This window comes from Streptomyces sp. NPDC007205, from assembly GCF_040634095.1.
Taxonomy (GTDB): domain Bacteria; phylum Actinomycetota; class Actinomycetes; order Streptomycetales; family Streptomycetaceae; genus Streptomyces.
This window is the reverse complement of record NZ_JBEYEW010000027.1, coordinates 1-20,280: the sequence shown is the minus strand read 5'-3', so window position 1 is coordinate 20,280 and position 20,280 is coordinate 1. Positions and strand designations below refer to the sequence as shown.

The window sequence follows — 20,280 nt, the reverse complement described above, 5'->3', positions numbered from 1 at the left end:
AGTGGAGGCGAGCGCGGCTAACCACCGCGGCTACACCGGTTGTCTGCCGCCTCGTGGTGTGTTTGGGCGCAGTTGACCGAGACAGTGATGGATGGCTGCCGTTGCGTCGGCACATGGCGGACGCCCGTAGCTGTCCCTGGGCTGCTGTGGGGATGAGTGGCTGCCGGCGAGCGTGCGGCCTTCGATCTCCGCGGTGCGCCGGGTGGCGAGGCCGATGGCCGGAAGACAGGTGGTGTCTCTTCGATTTTGGCGGAGATGCCCCTCATGGGCTGGTGTAGGGCTTCCCGATCACACCGGCGAGGGTCGCACTCGCGCCTTGCGAGGGGCAGCGCAAGCGGAGGGCTTGTACGGTAGTGCGGATGATCTTTCGTTGAGTAGTGTGAACCATCGGATACCGGGCAACCGTCCGCGCGCTTCCCTTGAGACTCCGCGCTTGACCGCGTGGCGCCTGCCACGCCCGAAGACGTTCCTGCGGCGAAGGCGCGCAGCACGACGGCCCGTTCCTCGGTCGCCAGGTGACCTGCGGTGACGGGATGGCGCTGCGCGTGCCGTCGCTCGGAGGCAAGAAAGCGAGTAAACAGATGCAACCGACCTTCGTACTGGTTCACGGAGCCTTCGCGAACTCCTTCTCCTTCGCGCCGCTCCAGGCCGAACTCGGCCTCCTCGGACACCGTTCGGTCGCGGTCGACCTGCCCGGCCATGGATTCGGGGCAACCTACCCGCGCGCCTATCAGACGCCGCAGAACCTCGAAGGGCTCGCCACCGCGCCCGGCTCGATCAAGGGCGTCACGCTCGCCGACAACGCCGCGCATCTGATCGGGATCCTGGAGCGGGCCAAGGAGAACGGGCCGGTGATACTCGTCTCGCACAGCCGCGGCGGCATCACGGCCACCGCCGCAGCCAACGCACGGCCGGACCTGATCGACCGCATCGTCTATGTCTCGGCCTGGTGCCCGGTCGATCTCGACGTCAACGACTACTACGCCGAGCCGGAGATGGCCACGGTCGACGCCGCTTCCCTGGCGATAGCCATGGCCGGGAACCCGGCCGAACTCGGCCTGCTGCGCGTCAACTTCCGCACCGCGGATCCGGACGCTCTCGCCGCGTTCAAGGCGGCCTTCCTCGCCGACGGCACCGACGAGGAGTTCCTCACCTTCCTGAACACCTTCCAGCCCGACGAGAACCTGGACGTCGGCACCTCCGCCGACCGGGCGCAGGCCGCGACCTGGGGCCGCGTCCCGAAGACCTTCGTGCGTCTGGCCGACGATGCGAGCCTGCCGCTCGCCATGCAGGACCGGCTGATCCGCGAGGGCAACGCGCTGACGCCAGACAACCCGTACGACGTGCGCACCCTCGCGGGCAGCCACCTGAAGTGGCTGATCGACCCGGCACCGGCGGCCCGAGTCCTGGGTGAACTCGCCACGCTCGTGTCTCTGTCTGTCCGATCATGATCGGAGCCAGATGAGGAGTGTGGCGGCGGTGAGGTGCCGAGGTAGACGTACCCCCGCTCGTCATATCGGGTGGCGACGGCTCTGAACTGCTTGAGCTTGCCGATGGCCGTTCCACCGTGTTGCGATCTTTGTATCGCGCCTTGTCGAAGCCTGGAGGGCGCCCGCCGCGTGATCCCGTCGCAGGCGGGCGGCCTTGTGGTCTTTCTTCTTTGGGATCACGGGACGGGATGCTGCGCTTGCGGAGGTAGGCGCGGATCTTGTCCATGACCGGCTCGAACTGCGTGCAGTCTGCCCGCTGCCCTGGGGGGAAGAGCAGGGACAGCGGGCGGCAGCGGAGGCCGACTTCGGGCATTACACCGACATGCCCGCAGCGGCCTGCCGATCTTCTGCCCGTCGGTCCTGCTCGTTCAGCAGGGCGGTTGACCGGGGTGCGCAGGCCTGGCAGGAGAGTGGGCATGGCGAATGAGACGGCGGCGCACGACGAGCGGCTGCGGGACCTGGAGGCGGAGGCGTTCCGCACCGGCCGGACGTCGGCGGAGCACAGGAGCAGCTGACGACGATTCGCGAGCAGCAGCGCACGGCGTTCGGGAGCATCGGCTCCCTCGCCAACGCCGTCGGCGCGCCGGGAGGGTGGTCGATCACCGACCGTCTGGACACGGTCGAACGAGTTCTGTTCGCTCTCGCGCGTGCGCACGGCGTCGCCCCGGACGCTCTCTGAGCTTGCCTGTTTGAACAGCAGCCGCTGGCCCCGCCTGGCCCTGGTGCAGTGGGGCCGGCGCGTAATGCCGCGACGGTCAGGCGGGGGTGTAGGCCCGGGCTGTGACGTGGTCGTGGATGAGGTGGGTGAAGGCGCGGGCGGCGGCGGACTGGTAGGCGCCTTCGCGGGTGAGCAGGGTGACGGTGCGAGTGGGCAGGGGTGGGTCGAGGGGGAGGGGGGTGAGGTGGGGGTGGTCGTGGGTGACGGCGTCAGGCAGGACAGTGGCCAGGCCGGTGCGCTGGACGATTTCGGTGAGGGCCTGGATGGAGTTGGCTTCCACGGTGACGCGCGGGTGGACTCGGTGGCGGGTGAAGTAGGCGTCGATGTGGCCCCGGGTGGCGAAGTCGCCGCTGAGTAGGGCTAGTTCCTGCCGGTCGAGGTCCTGTGCCGACATGGACCGGTGGTCGGCGGTGGGGTGGTGTGCTGCGGTGACGAGGCCGAGGGTCTCGGTGAACAGCGGTGTGGCAGTGATGCCGGGCTGGTGGGGGGCGGTGAAGGCGATGCCGAGGTCGACCTCGTCGCCGGCCAGGCCGGCTTCGATACGGTCCTGGGTTGCTTCGGTGAGGGTCAGGGTGATGCCGGGGTGACGGGCATGGAGCTCGGCGATGACCGGGCCGATGAGGTACGCGGTGAACGTCGGCGTGACCGCGAGGCGGAGATGGCCGCGGGAGAGGTCCTGCACATCGTGGACGGCCCGTTCGGCGGCGGCCAGGTCGCGCAGAGCCCGGCGGGCGTGCTCCACGTAGACGGCGCCGGCGTCGGTGGGCCGTACGGTGCGGCCCGTGCGGTCGAGCAGCTGCACGCCCACGGTGCGCTCGAGCTGCTTGATCTGCTGGGAGAGGGTGGGCTGGGAGATGTGCAGCTCTTCGGCGGCGCGGGTGAAGCTGCCGTGTTCGGCGACGGCGAGCAGGTAGCGCAGGTGACGGAGTTCCAAGACGGCCATACCCCACACTATAGATGAGGGCAATAGCAGTAATGGCTAGCAACTCTTGGACACTATAGATGCAGGTCGTGCATGGTGGATCTCGCCGGGCCCCAAGGGCCGGACGGCTACCGAAGGGAGTGACCCATGCAGCACCTCACCGAGGGCGTCGCGCGGTTCCAGCGCGATGTCTTCCCGGCCAAGGCGGACCTCTTCACCCACCTTGCCGCACACCACACGCCGCATACGCTGTTCATCGGCTGCTCGGACGCCCGTGTCGTACCCGAGCTGATCACCCAGGGCGAGCCGGGTGAGCTCTTCGTCATCCGCACTGCAGCCAACCTCGTCCCCGCCTACGCCCCCGGCGCCAACGGGGTGACGGCCAGCATCGAGTACGCCGTCAGCGCGCTGGGCGTGAGCGACATCGTGGTGTGCGGTCACTCCGCCTGCGGCGCGATGACCGCCCTGGCCGAAGGCCACGACCTCGCTGGCGCGCCGACGGTCGCGGACTGGCTGCGGCACGCGGACGCCGCCGTGGCCCGCACCGCCGGAATGACGGCAGGCCCCGACAAGGTCGGCGCCCTGGTCCGCCAGAACGTCTACGCGCAGCTGACCAACCTGACCACCCAGCCCTCCGTCGCCCGGGCGCTGGCGGAGAAGAAGGTGACCCTGCACGGCTGGGTCTTCGACATCGCCACCGGGCGCGTCGAAGCACTCGACGTCACCGGCACCGTCACCGCCCTCGCGTCCTGACCTGGACCCGGCCCGAATCCGCCCCGGGCCCTGCCCCGAGGCGTTGAACGGTCCCGCCCGCAGCGCGACACGCCCCGGACCACCCCACCCAAGAACCTGCCGGTTCCACCCCTTCTCCTGCGGACCGGCACCACCGGAAAAGGAGCTCCTCTCATGGTGCACGCCCAGTTCGACCCCACCGCCCGCGAGGCCCTGGCCAACGCCGCGGTCGAGGCCAAGATCCGTAAGGACCTCACCTGGGAGCAGATCGCCGACGCCTCCGGCCTGTCGGTCGCCTTCACCACCGCCGCCGTCCTGGGCCAGCACGCCCTCCCGGAGGCGTCCGCGAAGGCCGTCGCCGAACTGCTGGGCCTGGACGAGGACGCGGTGATGCTCCTGCAGACCATCCCCACCCGCGGCTCGATCCCCGGCGGCATCCCCACCGACCCGACCCTCTACCGCTTCTACGAGATGCTCCAGGTCTACGGCACCACCCTCAAGGCCCTGGTGCATGAGCAGTTCGGTGACGGCATCATCTCCGCGATCAACTTCAAGCTGGACATGAAGAAGGTCGCCGACCCCGAGGGCGGCGAGCGCGCCGTCATCACCCTGGACGGCAAGTACCTGCCGACCAAGCCCTTCTGATCCGGGGCACCGCCCCCACCGGTGGGGCGGGCCGCAGCATCCGGCCCGCCACTTCCACGCCCCGGCGTTCCACCCGAGGATCTCTGCCTCCTGGCTGGTCGATCTGTCCCGCATCGAGCTCGACCCGCGCAGCCCTCACCGTTCACGCCGGACGGCAGTCGTCCGACGGGCCCGGCGTGATACCAGACGCACACCGTCGCCTACGCCCAGGAGCTCGGTCACGACGTCCACCCGATCGAGGCGTACCTGCGCCGCGAGACTCGTTCCAACCCGGACCCGTGGCACGACCGGCTCAAGACGGCGTACGTCGACACCCCCGCCGACTCGGTGTCACCCGGGGCCTGTCCGACGGGGAGTTCCTCGCCGCGATGGAGCGGCACAGGCAGGTCGCCCCGGCCCTAGCCGCCGTGCTGTCCGCTATCAAGGCGACCGTGAAGGGCGGCGTCGGCAAGATGCGTGAGCGCCCGCAGGGACGGCACTACAAGGAGGGCGAGCGGTGGCCGGCCCTGGAGCGGCGGACCTGGCGCCCCGACATTCGCGCCGCCGTCATCTTTAAGGCGCGGGTCAACACGCACCGCAAGCTCACCAACATGGCGAAGATGACGGGCCTGTACCCGCTCGCCGTGCTGTCCGACTGCGTCGTCCACCCCAGCCCCGGCGCCTCGCCGCTCGACTTCCTGCCGTACGTGGCCAGCGCGAAACCGCAGCCGGGCGGGGTTCCGCCTCGGGCCCACGCCGGGCCTGCGAAGCTCGAGGGCATCCAGCCGATGCTGTGGGCTGTCGAGCTGATGGAGAAGGGCTTCAACCCGGCCCGCCACATCAAGGGCGGCGACGACGTCCTGGACGAAGAAGAGTAAGCCGTGGAGGAGATCGACGACGCGATCGAGCGGGCCGACCGGGAAGCGTTCACCAAGGACCCGCCGAAGACGCTGAAGGGCCAGACTCCGCTAGCTGACCAGGCAGTTGGGCAGCGCGAAGGCCGTCGCTCAGGAGACAGGAGATCGGTGTCACCACCGACTACGTCAACCCCTACCGGCGCGGCGCCCGCAAGCACGCCCGTACCGATGTCGCGGCGTACACGGCGCCGGTCGGAACGACCGACGACGGACGGTTCCGGCGACTCACCGTGCACCTTCCCCCGGAGTACGCCCGCCGCCTGTTTATGTGCGCTTGATTCGGCGAGGCTGTGCGTTCTGGTTGGTGGGGGTGAGACCGTCAGTCGCCGGTCCCCGGCCGGTCGATGCGGTAGAGGTAGTGGGTCTGGTCATCGACCGGGTTGTCCGGCTCCAGGTTTCCGACCCCGACCCGGCTCAGCCCTGCTCGCTCAAGCGCCCGCCACGAAGGGCGATTGGCTGCCACCACCGGGACGAGAACGCACGGGACGGCCGGGTTTTCGGCCCAGGTTCGCACGATGACGGAGTGGATCATCGCCGTCCCGATGCCCTGGCCGGTCTGGCGGGGATCGCCGATCAGGTAGTCGATGGTCACCGCGCCGTCGGGCACAGGGACGATGGCCGCCAGCTCGGCGAGGTACTCGGGGTAGTCGTGCAGGTATGAACGTTGTACGAGACCGACCGGACGGCCTTCGAGGAAGGCGAGGAGGTCCTCCGACGGCTCCTCGCCTCGGGCAGCGGGGCCGAAGTCGCGTGCCACCGCTTCCGCTGTGGTCTCGTGATTCCACCAACGCTTCACATGGGGTTGCTGGAGCCACATCCGCAGCAGAGGGAAGTCCTGCTCTTCCATCCGACGCCACGTGATTTCCATGGAACCGCTCCGGTAATGCTCTCGATTCCTCGCAGACTACGTGCTGCGCGGACCATGCCCAAGGACTCCGCCAACCCAAGCGCTCCACAGGCCAAGCGGAATGCTCAGTCACAAGAGCTGTGGTCGGGTAGCCGGAGACCCTTGCTGGTCTCCGGCTACCCGACCACACGGGCCTCCTGGGGACTGTCGACGCGGAGATCCGTCACGTCGATCCAGGAGATCGTCACCACCCGGTCCGGCGCCACGTCCACCGCCTCCGCCGCCAGCAGCGCCCAGTCGCGGCAGCAGGCGACGGTCTCGGGCCAGGGGCGGTCGCGGTCGACGTCCCAGTCGATGCCCGGCCCGCCGACGCCGCGGCGTCTGCCGTCGGGAGTGAGCTCCCAGACCTGGAAGTAGAGCACCGCCTGCCCGTGGTCGGCGAGGTCCCGGATCACCTCTGGCAGGTGTTCCACCGGCCAGAGACCGTTCGGTGCGCCGCCCGAGCCGCGCAGCGCGGCAGACCGCGGCGGCAGGACGGTCTCGCGGGCACCCAGTTCGGTGAGCGCCCAGCGCAGCCCCTCGCCCTCGCTGTCGTCGGGTGCCTCGCCGCGCCGCAGGAACGCGTTGTACGCCTGCCGCAGGCGTGGCACGGCGCGCCGGACGCCCAGTTCGGCCAGGGCTTCGGCGGCCCACTGCCGGACGGTCCCGCTCTCGCTGCTCAGCATGCCGGTCAGGATGTCGGCGGGGCGCGGGTCGGCCAGCGCGGTGAACACCTCGATGGCGCACAGCTGCCCGAACGGGTTCAGCGTCGGGGCCGCCGCGATCAGCGGCTCCAGTACCTGCGGCCCCAGGGCGATCAGCGCGTGCTGAGCTTCCTCGGCCACCTCGGTCGACTCCGCGTCCAGTTCGGCCACCCTGCGGGTGATCTCGTCCTCCACACACGCCAGTCTGACCCGCGCGGCACACCCGCCGCCGCCCGATTTCCGCCCGGCCCGCGGAGACGGAAGAATCCGCCGAGCACATGGCACACGCTGGAAGGACATCAATTGACATCGGACATAAGCACGTTCACCACCCCCTCCGCGGAGCGCCCGCCCTCCCTCGTCGCCATCGACTGGGCGGCCGTCGAGGACTGGCTCGGACTGCGGCTGCCGGCCGACTACAAGCGGCTTGCAGACCGGCACGGGCCGCTGGACTTCGGTGAGTACTTGTGGATCCATGTGCCGTGCCTCCAGCGGGACCGCTTCGACTACGGCGAGTGGCTGCGCGTGACGCACCGGGAGGCGCGGATCGAGGCGCGGAAGCTGCCCGAGGCCGAGCGGCCCGTGCTCCACCCCGAGCCCGGCGGCCTGTTGGCCTGGGGCTGCACGCGGGGCAGCGACGTACTGTTCTGGGACACCTCGGCTTCCGACGACCCCGACGAGTGGACCGTGGTAGTGCGGCACTCGGGGGCGGTGCCGGGCAGTGGTCTGCTGCCCTGGCACCGGTACGACCTGACACTCACCGGCTATCTGCGGCACACCGTCCGCGACACCTGGGAGCTCCCTTCTCCTCCCGGCCCGCTGCTGGGTCCGCTGCCGGGCACCGTTGCGCGGACCGCCTTCCTTCCCGACGCCGAGGCGTGGACCCCGCCCGCGCCGGTCCCGCCCCGGCTCACCGAGGCCGAGCGCCGGGTTGCGCTGCAGACCGGCACCGGGCTGGACGCGCTGCGGCTGCTGTCACCGCCGCCCGAGCGGCCGTACCTCGGCGACGGCTCCTGGGAGGGGCTGTTCGCCGAGCTGGGCACCCGGCTGCCCGAGGAATACGTGCGGCTGATGGACGGGTACGGCGCCGGCATCTGGAGCGGGTGGCTGCGTTTCCACACCCCGCTCCGCACCGGCGAGCGGCGCTTCCTCACGCACGTCGAGGACACCGTGGACGCCTACCGGCAGCTCAAGGACGGCCACGAGGAGTGGTATCCGCTGGCCACCTGGCCCGAGCCCGGCGGCTTCCTCCCCTTCGCCAACTCCATCGACGGCGACTACCTCGGCTGGCTCACCGAGGGCGGGGATCCCGACACCTGGCCGCTGATCGTCTGGCCCCGCCACGCGGACCAGGGCCCACCGCTGGAGGGCGGCCTGATCGACACCCTCCTCGACTGGCAGCGCGGCACGCTGGTCACGCACGGGTTCGCCGCCCTGGACGAGGACGACGACCCTGTCGAGTTCGCGGACTTCCGGCCCTGGGACGACGGCGCGTACTGGTGAGCCCTCAGTCCCGACACCATTGCCGTACCGGCGTTGCACGAGCCGCTGGAGGAAGAAGTGCGTCAGTGGCTGGCGAGCTGGCACACCACGGGCCTCTGGCTCGACGGCCGGCTGCTGGGGATGGTGCGAGCCCGCCCCGTCGAGACCGACTGGCACCTGGGCCGGCTCGCCGTCGTTCCCGCCCTGCGCGGCCGAGGACTTGGGCCGGTGGCTGTTGCGTACCGCCGAGGACGCCGCAGGACCGGGCCTCCGCCGCATCGTGCTGTTCACGGGCGCCAAGAGGCTACGGAACATCGACCTCTACCAGAGCCAGGGCTACCAGCGGGTGTCACCGGCTGGCCGCAACGGAGCCGTCTGCCTTGCCAAGGACATACCGGCAAATGCGCTGACGGGCTCTCATCCCGGCTAAGCAGCAGGTCAAGAGACGGATGCGAGCACCCCTCCGCCCACCCGAAGAACGCGCATCCTGACCAAGCTCCGCCTCGACGCCCGTTCCACGCCCTGCGAAGGCTCGTCTGTGCCGGTGCGGCGAGGGGAGCTGTTGCGGTGTTTCTTCACGTGGCCGTCAGACCAGACGGTGAGCAGGTGGACGTGGCCGGCCAGGCGGGAGGGCGAGTTGGGGGACGTCTGGGCCTTCCGCGAGGAACCCGATCAGATCAATGCTGCTCGGTGAAATGAGTCGTACTGTTCTTCGGAACTATGAGTCAGGGGAGCTCTATGGGTACATCAACTACCGTTGAGTGCGGCCTCGCCGACGGGAAGACAACCAATCACTTTGCCCTGTCGGCAGGGGATCCGCTGCCGGTTCCGCTCACCGTGTTCGGCGGCGAGGACGACCGGATCACGGCGGACGAACTTGAGGCCTGGGGCGAGCACACCGCGGCCGGGACGACCGTCCGCCGCTTCCCCGGTGGGCACTTCCACCTGTGCGAGAGCCCGGCGCCTGTCCAGCGGGCGCTGGCCGCGGCCCTCGCCACGGTAGGCGCGGCGGAGCGGAGCACGAGGTGCTGACCTTCGCTGCGGCGTGTCTGGTCCTCATCGTGATCCCCGGCCCCGACCAGGCCCTGATGACCCGGAACGCGCTGGCCGGCGGGCGTAGGGCCGGGCTGCTGACCATGGTCGGCGGAGTCCTCGGCCTGAGCGTCCACGTCTCCGCGGCCGCGCTTGGCGTCTCGGCCCTGCTGCTGGCCTCCGCCACCGCCTTCACCGTGCTGAAGGTGGTAGGAGCGACCTACCTGGTGTGGATGGGCATCGCGACGCTGCGCGGTTCCCGCCGCACCGTGCGGGAGGGCACGCGGGACGACGACGCCGTGGACGGTGAGGCATCCGGTGTGGGTGCGGGTGTGGGTGCGGGTGGCCGGATGCTGCGCCAGGGGTTCCTGTCGCGCTCAACCCGAAGGTGGCTCTTTTCTTCGTCACCTTCCTGCCGCAGTTCCTGCCGTCCCGGGGCAGCGTGCTGCCCCGGGCCCTGCTGCTGTCGTTGGTGTTCGCGGTCCTCTATCTGCTCTGGTTCAGCCTGTACGTGTCCAGCGTGGACCGGCTCGGCAGGGTGCTGCGCCGGCCCCGGGTGCGGGCGCGCATCGAGCAGGTCACGGGAGTGCTGCTGTTCGGTTTCGCGGCCCGGCTGGCCTTCGAGTCGCCTTGATCCGACCGGGCGCCGGGGCCTGGATAAGACACCGTCGCCCGTGCGTTATCAGCTCGATGCGGTGCCGGTCGGCGTTCAGGTGCCGGCGCCGGCCTTGAGACCGAGGACGGCTGCGTCGACCGCGGCCGGCAATGCCGGCCGCGGACACTTCACGCGGTGCCCGGCATGACAACGCGGACGCCTCACGCGGTGCCCGGCATGACAAGCTGTGTTCTCCACTGCCCGAGCCCAGGAGGTCACCATGGCCGAAGAGTCTCCATCACAAGAAGGTTCGGAGTCGGCTGACGTCGAGACCCCTCCCGTCTCGCCCGACGGCGACGGCCAGTACGACCTGAAGCGCAAGTTCCGGGAGGCGCTGGCGCGCAAGCGCGGTATGCAGGCGGACGCCACCGACCTCGCTGCGAACACGGACGGGTCAAAGGTCCGCGGCGCGCACGGCCCGGCTGCGCACCAGCGGTCGTTCCGACGCAAGAGCGGCGGCTGAGCTCGAACCGGCCGCCAGATGGAACTCGGCAGGACACGGGCCCGGCAGCCATGCCGATGAGTTGGGCTGGGTCCTGCCGGGTGACGAGGGAAGGGTTGTTGGCAGCCGGTTGTGGACGCCCTTCCACGAGCGGAAGCGTTCGGGCAGGTCCATGCACGGCGTCCGGGTGCGGTATTTGAACGCGATCGCGGGATCACCTGCCGGTGATCCCGCCAGCGACCGCCCCGCTTCGGAGTGTGGCCCGGCAGCAACGGCTCGATCCTCGCCCGCTGAGCGTCAGTCAACGACACACCAGACCAGCGATCAGATGATCCGAAGGAAACGGCCTAAGCTTCCCACATGCCTCGCCTATCTCATCGGGGTGCTGCCCGGTCCCAGCGGGCCCGCGCGCGTCCGTTTGCCGACGGCGATCGCTGCCTGCGGAATGTGACCACGCCGACGTGGTGCCAGATGCGTACGACAGCCACGTGGATGACTACCCTGGTGACCGCAGCCGTGCTGGTGTCCGGCGTGTCCGGTTGCGAGGGCAACGGCGTCACGACGAAAGCCGGTACCGCACGGCAGCTGCCCTCGGCGCCTGGCTCGGCGGCCGGTTCCGCCCGTGAGCGGAGCGGGCCTGGCGACTGCCGGAAGGCGAAGAAGAAGTGCGTAGCGCTCACCTTCGACGACTCCCCATCCCCACGCACCCCGCAGATCTTGGACATCCTGCGCCGCTACGGCGTGCACGCCACCTTCTTCACGCTGGGCAAGAACCACGTCGCGAGGGACCCGGGGACAGTCAGGAGGATGGCCGCGGAAGGCAGCGAGGTGGAGACCCTCACATGGTCCCACCAGATCCTCACCGAGATCAGCCCGGCCGAGGTGCGCGAGGAGATCACCCGGGGCCGCGATGCGGTGGCGAGGGTCATCGGCCGCCGGCCGGTCCTGCTGCGCCCGCCGCAGGGCCGTACGAACCCGACCGTCACCGCGATCTGTCGGCAGCTCGGCATGGCACAGATCCTGTGGAGCGCAAGCGCGTCCGACTACCAGACCACCGACTCCAAGCTGATCACCAGCCGGATCCTGGCCCAGACCGGCCCCGGCGGGATCATCCTGCTGCACGATCGGGTGGATGCCACCAACCGCGGTTACAACGGCACCGTCGCCGCAATTCCCGGGATCATCTCCACCCTCAAGTCCCGCGGCTACACCTTCGTCACCGTCACCGAGCTCCTCGCCCCAGCCAAGCCCCGGCCGGGCGCGGTGTACCGATGACGGACCACCACCCGGCACAGCCTCGCCGCCACCCTCGTCTGCATCCATGACGGCACCTACGCCAGCCGTCACAACCTGGAGAACTGCGCCCATGGTGACAAGGCGATGCCCAGATCCGCCGCTCGGTGGACTACTGATGCGTGGGTGAGCGGGATGGGTGGGTCAGGTGATCGGGCTGACAAAGTTGCCAGGGTGACTGGCGGCCTCCTGCCGGGTGACAGCGCCCCACCGCCATGTGAGGGTCTTCACGGTGCCGCCAGGGAGGGTGACCACGGCCTGGTCGGGCCGGATGATCTCGTTCCCGTTCTTCCCACGATCGCTGAGGAAGGTGATGGTGAACTTCGCGGTGTGGCCGGGGGCGAGACTCACGCTGTTACCTCCCGGCTGTTGGAGCAGAGTCTCCGGCTGGCCGTTCGTGGTGAGCATGACCGACGGCGCGCCGAGCAAGGAGCATGTGCTGCCCCCGCTGTTCTTCACCTGGACACGGGCCGTTTCCTGCTGGTCGCTGCCGCCGCCGGGCTTGGCCGTACCACCTGCCCAAGACAGGGTGACGTTCTTGCAGGCAGGTGAGCCGGCTGCGGCCACGGCCGGGGCGGCGGCGGAGACGGATGAGACCAGGGCGCCGGCTGCGACGCACAGCGCGATATTCCGGGTGCGCTGCATGAGTACCTCCGATGAGCGTGGCAGGAGTGACTGGCAGGTATCTAGTACCGCGGATGCGACGACGGACCCCTCTTGAACCGTGAACCACTGACCCGTCGCGAGGTGGAATGCGGCCTGGTAGGAGATGGCGGTTTTGCCGGTGCGCATGGCCAAGCGGCGCCACTGCTTGAGGTGGTTGATACACCACTCGACCGCATTCCGCTGCCGGTAGGCATCAGCGTCGAAGCCCGGTGGCCGACCGCCGTGCGGACCACGGCGTAGCCGGTTGCGGATTTGGTCCGCCGGCTGCGGGATGACCGCTCGGATGTGGCGTTCGCGCAGATGGGAGCGGATCGAGCGGGAGAAGTACGCCCGGTCCGTGATCACCATGTCCGGCGGTGGCGCGAGGGCGTCCGCGCCCGGTGCGGGGCATGCGGAGTGCGGCCGTCACGGCGGTGAACACGGGTGCGTCACCTGTCTGCCCGGGAGTGACGGCCGGGAACGTCAGCATGCTTCCTACTCGACCCCGAACCTGTGCTCTCACGCCTTCGCGAGCAGTTCGCGAGCTCTGCGGGTGCCTGTGCACGGGAGTGCCTGCCCGATGCCCCGCTCCTCGGGCCTTCGCCGGATAGCGGTGGCCAACAGGGCGCGGTGGAGTCGTTTCGACTTGCCTACAAGGAAAGTCAGCGCTAACTTTCCCAGTAGGCAAGTAAACGCGGGGGCGGTTCCGGCCTGATCCGGTCCGACGTGCCCCGGCGGTCCAGCAGTGTCTTCGGGGAGGCGATGGCATGACCACACCGGTGGATGCCGAGCGGGCCTGGCAGGATCTCCAGCGGATCCGGGTGCCGCAGGAGCGGGTGTACGACGAGATCGAGCGATGCGCGCACGGTGATCCCAAGGCGACCTACATCACGGCCGCGATCATGTGGGTCTTCCTCGCCAGCATGGGTCTCAAGCTCCCGGCGTGGGGCCTGTGGCTGACGCTCGCAGCCTATGTCGGCATCCTGGGCACCCTGGCCGTCGTCTACAGCCGCCGCACCAGGATGCGGCTGCACCGCTCCCGGTACAGCTGGCGCAGCTTCGCCACCTTCATCGCGGGCGGGTGCCTCACCGGCGGCACGGTCCTACTCTCCGACCACCTGGCGGACTCATTCGCCCTGCCCTGCCCCAGCCTGATCACGGCCACCGCCGCAGTTGCCGTGTTCGTCCTCTTCACGGGACCGGCGAACCGCTGGGCGGTGAGCCCACTCCGCGAACGCGCGCTGCGCGGCCACGCCACACAAGCCATTCACGAGGAGGAGGGCCCATGAGCACCCCCACGGGCTTCGACGAACTGATCCATCCCTCCACCCGGTTGTCGATAATGGCCCTGCTTGCCGCTACGGAATGGGCCGACTTCCCGTTCATCCGCGACAGCCTCTCGCTCAGCGACTCCGCGCTCTCCAAGCAGCTGCACACCCTGGAGGAGGCCGAGTATCTGGAGATCCGCAAGGAGGGCGGCGGGCGTAAACGCCGCACCAGGGTACGGCTGACGGTCCGCGGGCGCACCGCCTTTGAAGGCCATGTCGCCGCTCTCCGCGCCATCGTCGAGGGCGCGGGGCCCGCGGCGGCGCAGCAGACGGCACCCGAACAGCAGCACGCGGAGACGAGCCGATGACCAGCACCCCCACCACAGCCGCGGGCTCCCGCCAACCGGTCGTCTCCGCACGGCAGCTGCGGATGTCGTACGGCAGCACCGAGGTGCTCCAAGGCGTCGACCTGGACATCCACCGCGGGGAGATCTTCGCCCTACTCGGCCCCAACGGCGCCGGGAAGACCACCACCGTCGAGATCCTGGAGGGCTTCCGGCAGCGCTCCGCCGGCGAGGTCCGGGTCCTCGGCAAGGACCCGGCGCACGCCGACGACGCCTGGCGCGGCCGGATCGGCCTGGTGCTCCAGTCGTGGGGCGACCACCGCCGCTGGCAGGTCGCCGAGCTGCTGCGGCACTTCGCGACGTACTACCCCGATCCGCGCGACCCGGAAGAGCTGCTGGAGCTGGTCGGTCTCACCCACCGAGCCCGGCACCGGGTCGACCAGCTGTCCGGCGGCCAGCGGAGGCGCGTCGACGTCGCGCTCGGCATCGTCGGCCGCCCCGAGCTCCTCTTCCTGGACGAGCCCACCACTGGCTTCGACCCCGAGGCGCGGCGTGAGTTCCATGACCTGGTCGAGCGGCTGGCCCGCGACGAGGGCGTCACCATCCTGCTGACCACCCATGACCTGGCCGAGGCCGAGCGTCTTGCCGACCGGATAGCGATGCTGGTCGACGGCCGTATCCGGGTCTGCGGCACACCCGCCGAGCTCGCCCGGCGGGCCGCCGCCCATGCGGAGGTCCGCTGGACGGCACCGGACGGCGCGCCGCGCCGCGAGCGCACCGCGGATCCCTCCCTGCTGGTCTGGGAGTTGCACCGCGAGGCCGACGGGCCGATCGCCGACCTGGAGGTCCGCCGCCCGACGCTGGAGGACACCTATCTGCACATGGTGCACGAGCACGCCGGCGGCACCACGGGCGACCGTAACGCCGCGAACGCCGGAGCCGCCGACAACACAGCCCTGGCGGGTGCCGGGACGGGGGAGGAACGATCCGCATGAGGAAGACGGACAGGACAGCGGTGCGGCACGGGACCGCGCGGGGCGGGACCGGCGCGACGGACGGGGCTGCCGGCGGGGCCACCGGCGCCCCGGGGCCGGACCGCGCCGGCGGCCGGTGGCTGCGTTCATGGCAGGCCGGGCTGCGGCGTGGCGGTATCGAGGTGCGTCATCTCCTGCGCAACCGGAAGGAGTTCGTCAGTTATCTCAGCAATGTGGTGGTCGCCCTGATGGTCGCCTCCTTCATCCACGACGACCTGCCCGGCACCTCTGTCCCCGCCGCGCACCTGACGATCGCCGGGTTCGCCGCGTATCTGCTGTTGCAGGTGGGGCTGATCAACCTCCCGCAGATCCTGGTGACCGAGCGCGACGAGGGCACCTTGCTGCGGCTGCGGGCCACGCCCGGCGGCATACCGGCCTATCTGGTCGCCAAGTCCGTACTGATCGTCATCATGGCGATGGGCATCATCACCGTCCTGTTGGGCGCCGCCGCGTTGTTCGTGGACGGGCCGCTGCCGCACAGCCCCGGCGGCTGGCTGACGCTGATATGGGTCATCGCCCTCGGTCTGCTCGCCGTCGTACCGCTGGGCGCGGCCATCGGCGCCGTGCTGCCCAACGCCCGCGAGGCGCTGGCGATGATCATGCTGCCGGTGATGGCGCTGCTGGTGACCTCGGGGGCGATGTTCCCGATCGGCCGGCTGCCGGTGGTGGTTCAGGACGTGGCGTCCGTCTTCCCGCTCCGGTGGATGGCGCAGGGCGTGCGCTCGGCCCTGCTGCCGGACGCCGCGCGGGCGGCGGAGCCGTCCGGCTCCTGGCAGCTGCCGACGGTCGCGCTGGTGCTGGCCGGCTGGGCCGTCGTCGGCTTCCTGCTCGCCGTCCCGCTGCTGCGCCGCGCCGCCCGCCGCGAGTCCGGCTCCCGGCTGACCGAACGCCAGGGCAAGGCGCGCACGAGCGGCGCGCTCACGCTGTAACGCGCCCTTTCGGCTCCGCGGGCCGGGGCGGCATCGAGCCCATCCCCGCAGTCCATGGCGCACCCCCCTGCGCAATGATGAAGTTGACCGGGGGAGAGGGGGAGGCGGTTTCGACGGCGCGTTCGGGCCGGTGCCCGGACTGCCGGGAGCGGGCGAGATGCGCGCAAGCACGTACCAACGCACGCTGGACGAGCGTCCGTCAGGTCCCCCGCCGGGCCATAGTCCGGCTGCGGGTCCGCCGGCACTTCTGCGAACGGAAAAGCTGTTCCCGCAAGACGTGCGTCGAGCAGGTGCCGGGCCTGTCCGATCCCACCTTGCCGTACTCCTGGGCCAGCCACACACGTCGGTGTTCCCTCACCGACCGTGACCTGCTGACGGACTGCCATGCCCGCGCCGTAGGAGCCCGTCCGCAATCCGCGAGAGCGATCGTCAGCCGCGTCGCCGTCATGAGCGAACAACCCTGGGTAGTGGCCACCCGTCAGCTCGATGCCGGTACTTTGCCACCCGCCAGCGACACCAGCGGCACTCATCAGCAACCCCGGATGTCACCTCATCTCGTTGCAGCTTTGTGGCGACCCGAACGACGCCCGCAATCTCTGGGTGGAGCCGGCCGACCCGGGACAAAAGCCGGGCGGCATCGCTGGCCCTGTGCTGAGTCGGCGGCGTGGGTGAGTTGGCGCAGTGCGCTGCACGGTGAGCGGTCCCGCTGGGGTGACCACGCCAGCCAGCGAGCGGTGGCGGGAGCCGGTTGCGCGGGCCATGTGCCGGGTGCCGTCGGCGAGACTGACGGACTCCTCGAAGACCCAGACGGTCTCTCTCCTGGTCGGCGTAGCCGGCCAAGATGTCGTACACAATGCCGTCGAAGACGGTGGCCGGATCCGCCGGGCCGCGCGCGCCGGCCCTGGAGCGCCCGGAGCTCCGTCTCCCTTCGAGCTGGGAGCGGGGCCTATGCGGGAGAGGGCCGGCCCAAGTTGCATGTCAGTACACGGTCGAGCGCCGCCCGGCCTGCGGGTCCCCATGTTGGCTTGCCGCCAGGAAGTCCCTGTTCCCCGTTCTGGCCCATGAGGATGAGGAAGAGGCTTTTCAGAGCGGCCAATCCGCGGGCGCGCCGGATCGTCGCCTCGTCCGTATGTGCGTACACCTTGAAGAACCGTGAGGCCGCGCCCGCTGGAAGGAGCAGCCACGCGGCCGCGAGGTCCCACGCCGGATCGCCGGCGAACATGTCACCGAAATCGATGACGCCCGAGAGCGTTCCGTCCGAGACGACGACGTTCGCGGGATGCAGATCACCGTGCAGCCATACCGGCGGGCCCTCCCACTTGGGGGCCGCAACGGCATCGTCCCAGACGTCCCAGAGGGCCGGGACGTCGGCGGCAATGCCGCCGGGAGCAACGGCTTGCAAGAACTTCTCGAAGCCGTCCGTGCACTTCTGGGGGTGAGCGCCGCGGTCCGAACTGGTCGGCGCCTCGGCGGGCGCCTCCACATGGAGCGCCCTGAGGAAACCCGCCAGAGTGTCGGCCGCGTGCTCGCCGCGGCTGATCGAGGCGTAGTCGAGTGGCTCGCCCGGAACCCACGTCATAATGCTCCAGAGTCTCGGGAAGCGCGCGGACGGTTCGCCGATCCGCACAGGGGTCGGAACTGGGAGCGGAAGGCGCGGGGCTAAGACGGGCAGCCACCGGCGCTCCTTGCGTTGGAGATCCGGGGCACGTTCGGTGCGCGGCATGCGCACGACCAACTCATCCCCAAGGCGCCACATTTGGTTGTCCCAGCCGCCTGCTACTTCGTGGATGGCCAGCCCTGCAAGGTCCGGGTGCTGGTCCTTAAGAAGTTCGCGTACCAGCTCTGCGGTGATCTCGGTCTCGGAGTCGGTCATGCGAAGCCACAGTACGTGAGACAGGTGGAGCGGACTCTCACTCTCCGGAACGCCCACTGCCACGCCCGTTCTGTCAGCTTGCCTCTCAAGAGCGGAACGACGCACGCTATCCGCGGGCCTGCTTCGCGGCTCGCGTCTGAGTTACGACACCAGGGCTGGCATGGAGCCGATACGGCGCACCGGCACGGTCGTACGGCGTGATGGCCGGGAGCCGCTCGGGCTCGGCACAGCGATCCGCATGATGATGACCGAGCGCGGCATGGTCGCCCCGGCCGCCGGCGGGAGCGTCCTCGCCCAGTTCGGTGACATCCTCGCCGTGGCCGCGCCCGAGGTCGCTGGGCAGGTTCAGGCCGTGAAGTTCGACGCGGACACCGGCCGCTGGAACGTCGTCCCCGATGCTCCTGTGTACGGCACGAAGCTGCGCTGGATCGTGCCGAAGCTGATCGGAGCGGCCAGCACGCAGGTGCCCGACGCGAACGTGCGCACCTTCCCACGTTATGCCGCCCGCCTCCGGGGAGGCCGGCCCCGCCACGGCGGCCGCCGTCCCGGGTGGACCGGCCAGCGCTGGGGCATTCGAGCGGCAGAACCGTGCGATGCGCGAGCTCAGTCGCCGTGCGTATCCCGAGCCGGACGAGCAGATGGCCCCGCGCCCCCGATCGAGGCCGCTCCCGCCCGACGCCATCGGGAAGCCGACACCACGCGAGCCCTGGCGCTGTGGCGGGCCCGAGCCGAGCGCGCCCCTGGCCCGCACCGACGAAGGCATCCACAAGCTCCGCGCCAACGGCGACAACTACGGTGACCCCTACGGCGGCAAGCCGCTGCACTGGATGATCAACAAGACGCAGGAGGACAAGAACCGGAAAGCGGTGTGCCCGCGTACCGCACCGCCGGACATGCAGTGTGCCGGCCGTACCTCGTGCGACGAGTGCCCGTGCGCCTGCACCTACGAAGGCGGCACCCGCCTGCCCGCCGACCAGCGGGAAATCACCTGGGTGATGGTCAACGAGAACAAAGCCGAAGGCGGGACACCGTGTGGCGAGGCAAGATGCACGTCAGGGACCGCGACCCCTTCTACGTGATCGCCTAACCCCGTCTACACTCGCCGCCAGACAGGGTGCCCCGCATCCCGCAGTGTTCGGGAAGCCAGGGCACCGTCTCCGATGAAGGAGGGTCTGCATGGTGCTCCGTGAAGTGACGTTCACCGTCGACGTCGGCGAACACGGCTACCTCATCGGCTTCGACGACGACTACGACTTCCCCCGTCAGATGCCGTTCGGCTGGCGGTGCGGCCCCGCCACCGAGACCCTTGCCGTCGTCCTTCCCACCACCGACACCGGCCCGCTGCAGATGACCGTCCAGGTCCACGACGCTCCGCCCAGCCCCGAAGCCGATGACGGCTGGGAGCCCCCGGAGGAGATGAGCCTGCTTGCCGACGTCCCTGCCCTCTGCCTCGCCACCGTCGGGCAGGGCGACTTCTGGGACGCCTGGCCCGTAGAAGAAGCGCCTTTGGAGGTGCCGGCCCTCGCCGAGGGCGGCGACTGGGTACGCATGCGCCTGTACTGCCACACCGACGACCCCAACCCCGGCATCGGCGATCACGGAGAACGCCACCTGATCCAGCTGTGGCGCGCTCCGGCCACAGACCCCGTGCATCCTCCATTCAGCGACGAGGACCGACAGGCGCGTGCCCAATACGCCGCAGACATGGCTTCGCCCATTGAGGACTACACCACCGAATACCCGACTCACTACAGTGGCGAGAGGCTCGACCCCTAGCCTCCGCCATGTGCAGAGGACACCGGCGCCCACCGAACGTCTGCCGCGGCGATGCCCTCGTCCGAACGAGCAGGCGCGCGTGTCACGGCAACTCGTTCCCTGTCTCAGCCATGCTTCGTCATTGAGGGCCCCGACGGACCCGCTGGCCGCCCATGGCGACTGGCCACCCCGTCGGGCACCGCCAGCCCGCCAGGACTGAGGAGCTGTCGGCCCTTCGCGCCAGTGCCCGAGAGCACCGCCTGGCGTTGATCTCTGAGTGGAGGAGAAGACCAGCGTTGGGCAACGGACGCGAATCGGGATCTCGACGAAGGTGTTCGCACCCGAACTGGTCGACGCGGCGATGACCAAGCACAGCCGGGCCGAGAAACGGCGCCGTCTACTGCCAGCCCGCCTGGTTGATGGGCTTCGTGAGTGAAAATGGTTCTGGCCGCAGTTCCGTGAAACTCATGGTCGAGTGAGTATCCGGATCCGGAGGAGCCGGAAGGACGCCCGGTTGTACATGCTCCTTTTGATC

At 69.7% G+C, this 20,280-nt stretch carries 22 protein-coding genes and 5 pseudogenes; 19 read left to right on the top strand and 8 right to left on the bottom strand.

Features of this window, described 5'->3' with window-relative positions; all coding sequences use genetic code 11:
- Positions 1 to 581 precede the first annotated feature (581 nt).
- Positions 582 to 1,451, top strand: a complete 870-nt coding sequence (locus ABZ624_RS31780) for an alpha/beta hydrolase (RefSeq protein ID WP_360096677.1) — start codon at positions 582 to 584, stop codon at positions 1,449 to 1,451.
- A 56-nt stretch (positions 1,452 to 1,507) separates the two neighbouring features.
- Here ABZ624_RS31780 and ABZ624_RS31775 read toward each other — a convergent pair.
- Both ABZ624_RS31775 and cynR read right to left on the bottom strand, forming a co-directional pair.
- Positions 1,508 to 1,632 (bottom strand): annotated as a pseudogene (locus ABZ624_RS31775) (IS5/IS1182 family transposase); the annotation flags it as partial.
- 613 nt (positions 1,633 to 2,245) lie between these two features.
- A complete protein-coding gene (gene cynR, locus ABZ624_RS31770; protein ID WP_360096674.1) occupies positions 2,246 to 3,151 on the bottom strand; it encodes a transcriptional regulator CynR in 906 nt (301 codons plus the stop codon).
- Between the two features lie 126 nt (positions 3,152 to 3,277).
- Here cynR and ABZ624_RS31765 point away from each other — a divergent pair, with 126 nt between their 5' ends.
- From ABZ624_RS31765 to ABZ624_RS31750, 4 genes and pseudogenes are all read left to right on the top strand, one after another.
- Positions 3,278 to 3,883, top strand: a complete 606-nt coding sequence (locus ABZ624_RS31765) for a carbonic anhydrase (protein ID WP_360096671.1) — start codon at positions 3,278 to 3,280, stop codon at positions 3,881 to 3,883.
- Between the two features lie 153 nt (positions 3,884 to 4,036).
- A complete protein-coding gene (gene cynS / locus ABZ624_RS31760) occupies positions 4,037 to 4,507 on the top strand; it encodes a cyanase (protein ID WP_360096668.1) in 471 nt (156 codons plus the stop codon).
- A 49-nt stretch (positions 4,508 to 4,556) separates the two neighbouring features.
- Positions 4,557 to 5,364 (top strand): annotated as a pseudogene (locus ABZ624_RS31755) (transcriptional regulator); the annotation flags it as partial.
- Positions 5,365 to 5,367: 3 nt separating this feature from the next.
- Positions 5,368 to 5,669: pseudogene (locus ABZ624_RS31750) on the top strand (XRE family transcriptional regulator); the annotation flags it as partial.
- Positions 5,670 to 5,722: 53 nt separating this feature from the next.
- Here the strand turns inward: ABZ624_RS31750 and ABZ624_RS31745 are convergent.
- Entirely contained in the window at positions 5,723 to 6,271 is a 549-nt protein-coding gene (locus tag ABZ624_RS31745; protein WP_360096665.1) for a GNAT family N-acetyltransferase, read from the bottom strand.
- A 155-nt stretch (positions 6,272 to 6,426) separates the two neighbouring features.
- Entirely contained in the window at positions 6,427 to 7,188 is a 762-nt protein-coding gene (locus tag ABZ624_RS31740; RefSeq protein ID WP_360096662.1) for a HEAT repeat domain-containing protein, read from the bottom strand.
- Between the two features lie 108 nt (positions 7,189 to 7,296).
- Here ABZ624_RS31740 and ABZ624_RS31735 point away from each other — a divergent pair, with 108 nt between their 5' ends.
- From ABZ624_RS31735 to ABZ624_RS31705, 7 genes and pseudogenes are all read left to right on the top strand, one after another.
- Complete coding sequence (locus ABZ624_RS31735) at positions 7,297 to 8,496, top strand: SMI1/KNR4 family protein (RefSeq protein ID WP_360096659.1); 1,200 nt, start codon at positions 7,297 to 7,299, stop codon at positions 8,494 to 8,496.
- A gap of 57 nt (positions 8,497 to 8,553) precedes the next feature.
- Positions 8,554 to 9,174: a GNAT family N-acetyltransferase gene (locus ABZ624_RS31730; RefSeq protein ID WP_360096860.1), complete on the top strand. Its 621-nt coding sequence runs from the start codon at positions 8,554 to 8,556 to the stop codon at positions 9,172 to 9,174.
- A 39-nt stretch (positions 9,175 to 9,213) separates the two neighbouring features.
- Positions 9,214 to 9,507 (top strand): hypothetical protein, encoded by a 294-nt coding sequence (locus tag ABZ624_RS31725; RefSeq protein ID WP_360096656.1) that lies wholly within the window; start codon positions 9,214 to 9,216, stop codon positions 9,505 to 9,507.
- A pseudogene (locus tag ABZ624_RS31720) lies at positions 9,423 to 9,767 on the top strand (LysE family translocator); the annotation flags it as partial. The gene ABZ624_RS31725 and the pseudogene ABZ624_RS31720, both read left to right, overlap by 85 nt.
- A 128-nt stretch (positions 9,768 to 9,895) precedes the next feature.
- Positions 9,896 to 10,141, top strand: a complete 246-nt coding sequence (locus ABZ624_RS31715; RefSeq protein WP_360096653.1) for a LysE family transporter — start codon at positions 9,896 to 9,898, stop codon at positions 10,139 to 10,141.
- Between the two features lie 241 nt (positions 10,142 to 10,382).
- Positions 10,383 to 10,625, top strand: a complete 243-nt coding sequence (locus ABZ624_RS31710) for a DUF5302 domain-containing protein (RefSeq protein ID WP_360096650.1) — start codon at positions 10,383 to 10,385, stop codon at positions 10,623 to 10,625.
- A gap of 471 nt (positions 10,626 to 11,096) precedes the next feature.
- The gene (locus ABZ624_RS31705) at positions 11,097 to 11,879 is read left to right on the top strand and encodes a polysaccharide deacetylase family protein (protein ID WP_360096647.1); all 783 of its coding nucleotides are present in this window, start codon (positions 11,097 to 11,099) and stop codon (positions 11,877 to 11,879) included.
- A 162-nt stretch (positions 11,880 to 12,041) separates the two neighbouring features.
- On the opposite strand, the gene ABZ624_RS31700 is transcribed toward ABZ624_RS31705, so the two are convergent.
- Positions 12,042 to 12,542, bottom strand: coding sequence for a DUF4232 domain-containing protein (locus ABZ624_RS31700; RefSeq protein WP_360096857.1), 501 nt, complete (start codon positions 12,540 to 12,542; stop codon positions 12,042 to 12,044).
- Between the two features lie 96 nt (positions 12,543 to 12,638).
- Positions 12,639 to 13,014 (bottom strand): annotated as a pseudogene (locus tag ABZ624_RS31695) (transposase); the annotation flags it as partial.
- A gap of 295 nt (positions 13,015 to 13,309) precedes the next feature.
- Between ABZ624_RS31695 and ABZ624_RS31690 the strand changes: the two are divergent.
- The 4 genes from ABZ624_RS31690 to ABZ624_RS31675 are packed head-to-tail and all read left to right on the top strand — an operon-like array spanning position 13,310 to position 16,117.
- Complete coding sequence (locus ABZ624_RS31690) at positions 13,310 to 13,831, top strand: hypothetical protein (protein ID WP_360096644.1); 522 nt, start codon at positions 13,310 to 13,312, stop codon at positions 13,829 to 13,831.
- Entirely contained in the window at positions 13,828 to 14,178 is a 351-nt protein-coding gene (locus ABZ624_RS31685) for a transcriptional regulator (protein WP_360096641.1), read from the top strand. Before ABZ624_RS31690 ends, ABZ624_RS31685 begins: the two co-directional genes overlap by 4 nt.
- The gene (locus tag ABZ624_RS31680) at positions 14,175 to 15,149 is read left to right on the top strand and encodes an ABC transporter ATP-binding protein (RefSeq protein ID WP_360096638.1); all 975 of its coding nucleotides are present in this window, start codon (positions 14,175 to 14,177) and stop codon (positions 15,147 to 15,149) included. Before ABZ624_RS31685 ends, ABZ624_RS31680 begins: the two co-directional genes overlap by 4 nt.
- Positions 15,146 to 16,117 carry an ABC transporter permease gene (locus ABZ624_RS31675; protein WP_360096635.1) on the top strand — a complete coding sequence of 324 codons (972 nt, stop codon included), beginning with the start codon at positions 15,146 to 15,148 and terminating at the stop codon, positions 16,115 to 16,117. Before ABZ624_RS31680 ends, ABZ624_RS31675 begins: the two co-directional genes overlap by 4 nt.
- A gap of 946 nt (positions 16,118 to 17,063) precedes the next feature.
- On the opposite strand, the gene ABZ624_RS31670 is transcribed toward ABZ624_RS31675, so the two are convergent.
- Positions 17,064 to 17,990 carry an aminoglycoside phosphotransferase family protein gene (locus ABZ624_RS31670; protein ID WP_360096632.1) on the bottom strand — a complete coding sequence of 309 codons (927 nt, stop codon included), beginning with the start codon at positions 17,988 to 17,990 and terminating at the stop codon, positions 17,064 to 17,066.
- A gap of 345 nt (positions 17,991 to 18,335) precedes the next feature.
- Positions 18,336 to 18,476 (bottom strand): hypothetical protein, encoded by a 141-nt coding sequence (locus ABZ624_RS31665; RefSeq protein ID WP_360096629.1) that lies wholly within the window; start codon positions 18,474 to 18,476, stop codon positions 18,336 to 18,338.
- Between the two features lie 107 nt (positions 18,477 to 18,583).
- On the opposite strand from ABZ624_RS31665, the gene ABZ624_RS31660 reads away from it, so the two are divergent.
- From ABZ624_RS31660 to ABZ624_RS31650, 3 genes are all read left to right on the top strand, one after another.
- Positions 18,584 to 19,069, top strand: a complete 486-nt coding sequence (locus ABZ624_RS31660) for a hypothetical protein (RefSeq protein ID WP_360096626.1) — start codon at positions 18,584 to 18,586, stop codon at positions 19,067 to 19,069.
- Between the two features lie 97 nt (positions 19,070 to 19,166).
- Complete coding sequence (locus ABZ624_RS31655) at positions 19,167 to 19,766, top strand: hypothetical protein (RefSeq protein WP_360096623.1); 600 nt, start codon at positions 19,167 to 19,169, stop codon at positions 19,764 to 19,766.
- A gap of 256 nt (positions 19,767 to 20,022) precedes the next feature.
- Positions 20,023 to 20,181: a transposase domain-containing protein gene (locus ABZ624_RS31650; RefSeq protein WP_360096620.1), complete on the top strand. Its 159-nt coding sequence runs from the start codon at positions 20,023 to 20,025 to the stop codon at positions 20,179 to 20,181.
- Positions 20,182 to 20,280: the final 99 nt, after the last annotated feature.

Coding starts and splice junctions, on each gene's coding strand:
- cynR (WP_360096674.1), bottom strand. CDS start 3,151: ATGGCCGTCTTGGAACTCCGTCACCTGCGCTACCTGCTCGCCGTCGCC.
- ABZ624_RS31685 (WP_360096641.1), top strand. CDS start 13,828: ATGAGCACCCCCACGGGCTTCGACGAACTGATCCATCCCTCCACCCGG.
- ABZ624_RS31660 (WP_360096626.1), top strand. CDS start 18,584: ATGCGCGAGCTCAGTCGCCGTGCGTATCCCGAGCCGGACGAGCAGATG.
- ABZ624_RS31705 (WP_360096647.1), top strand. CDS start 11,097: ATGACTACCCTGGTGACCGCAGCCGTGCTGGTGTCCGGCGTGTCCGGT.
- ABZ624_RS31655 (WP_360096623.1), top strand. CDS start 19,167: ATGGTGCTCCGTGAAGTGACGTTCACCGTCGACGTCGGCGAACACGGC.
- ABZ624_RS31725 (WP_360096656.1), top strand. CDS start 9,214: ATGGGTACATCAACTACCGTTGAGTGCGGCCTCGCCGACGGGAAGACA.
- ABZ624_RS31780 (WP_360096677.1), top strand. CDS start 582: ATGCAACCGACCTTCGTACTGGTTCACGGAGCCTTCGCGAACTCCTTC.
- cynS (WP_360096668.1), top strand. CDS start 4,037: ATGGTGCACGCCCAGTTCGACCCCACCGCCCGCGAGGCCCTGGCCAAC.
- ABZ624_RS31690 (WP_360096644.1), top strand. CDS start 13,310: ATGACCACACCGGTGGATGCCGAGCGGGCCTGGCAGGATCTCCAGCGG.
- ABZ624_RS31765 (WP_360096671.1), top strand. CDS start 3,278: ATGCAGCACCTCACCGAGGGCGTCGCGCGGTTCCAGCGCGATGTCTTC.
- ABZ624_RS31710 (WP_360096650.1), top strand. CDS start 10,383: ATGGCCGAAGAGTCTCCATCACAAGAAGGTTCGGAGTCGGCTGACGTC.
- ABZ624_RS31675 (WP_360096635.1), top strand. CDS start 15,146: ATGAGGAAGACGGACAGGACAGCGGTGCGGCACGGGACCGCGCGGGGC.
- ABZ624_RS31700 (WP_360096857.1), bottom strand. CDS start 12,542: ATGCAGCGCACCCGGAATATCGCGCTGTGCGTCGCAGCCGGCGCCCTG.
- ABZ624_RS31680 (WP_360096638.1), top strand. CDS start 14,175: ATGACCAGCACCCCCACCACAGCCGCGGGCTCCCGCCAACCGGTCGTC.
- ABZ624_RS31745 (WP_360096665.1), bottom strand. CDS start 6,271: ATGGAAATCACGTGGCGTCGGATGGAAGAGCAGGACTTCCCTCTGCTG.
- ABZ624_RS31670 (WP_360096632.1), bottom strand. CDS start 17,990: ATGACCGACTCCGAGACCGAGATCACCGCAGAGCTGGTACGCGAACTT.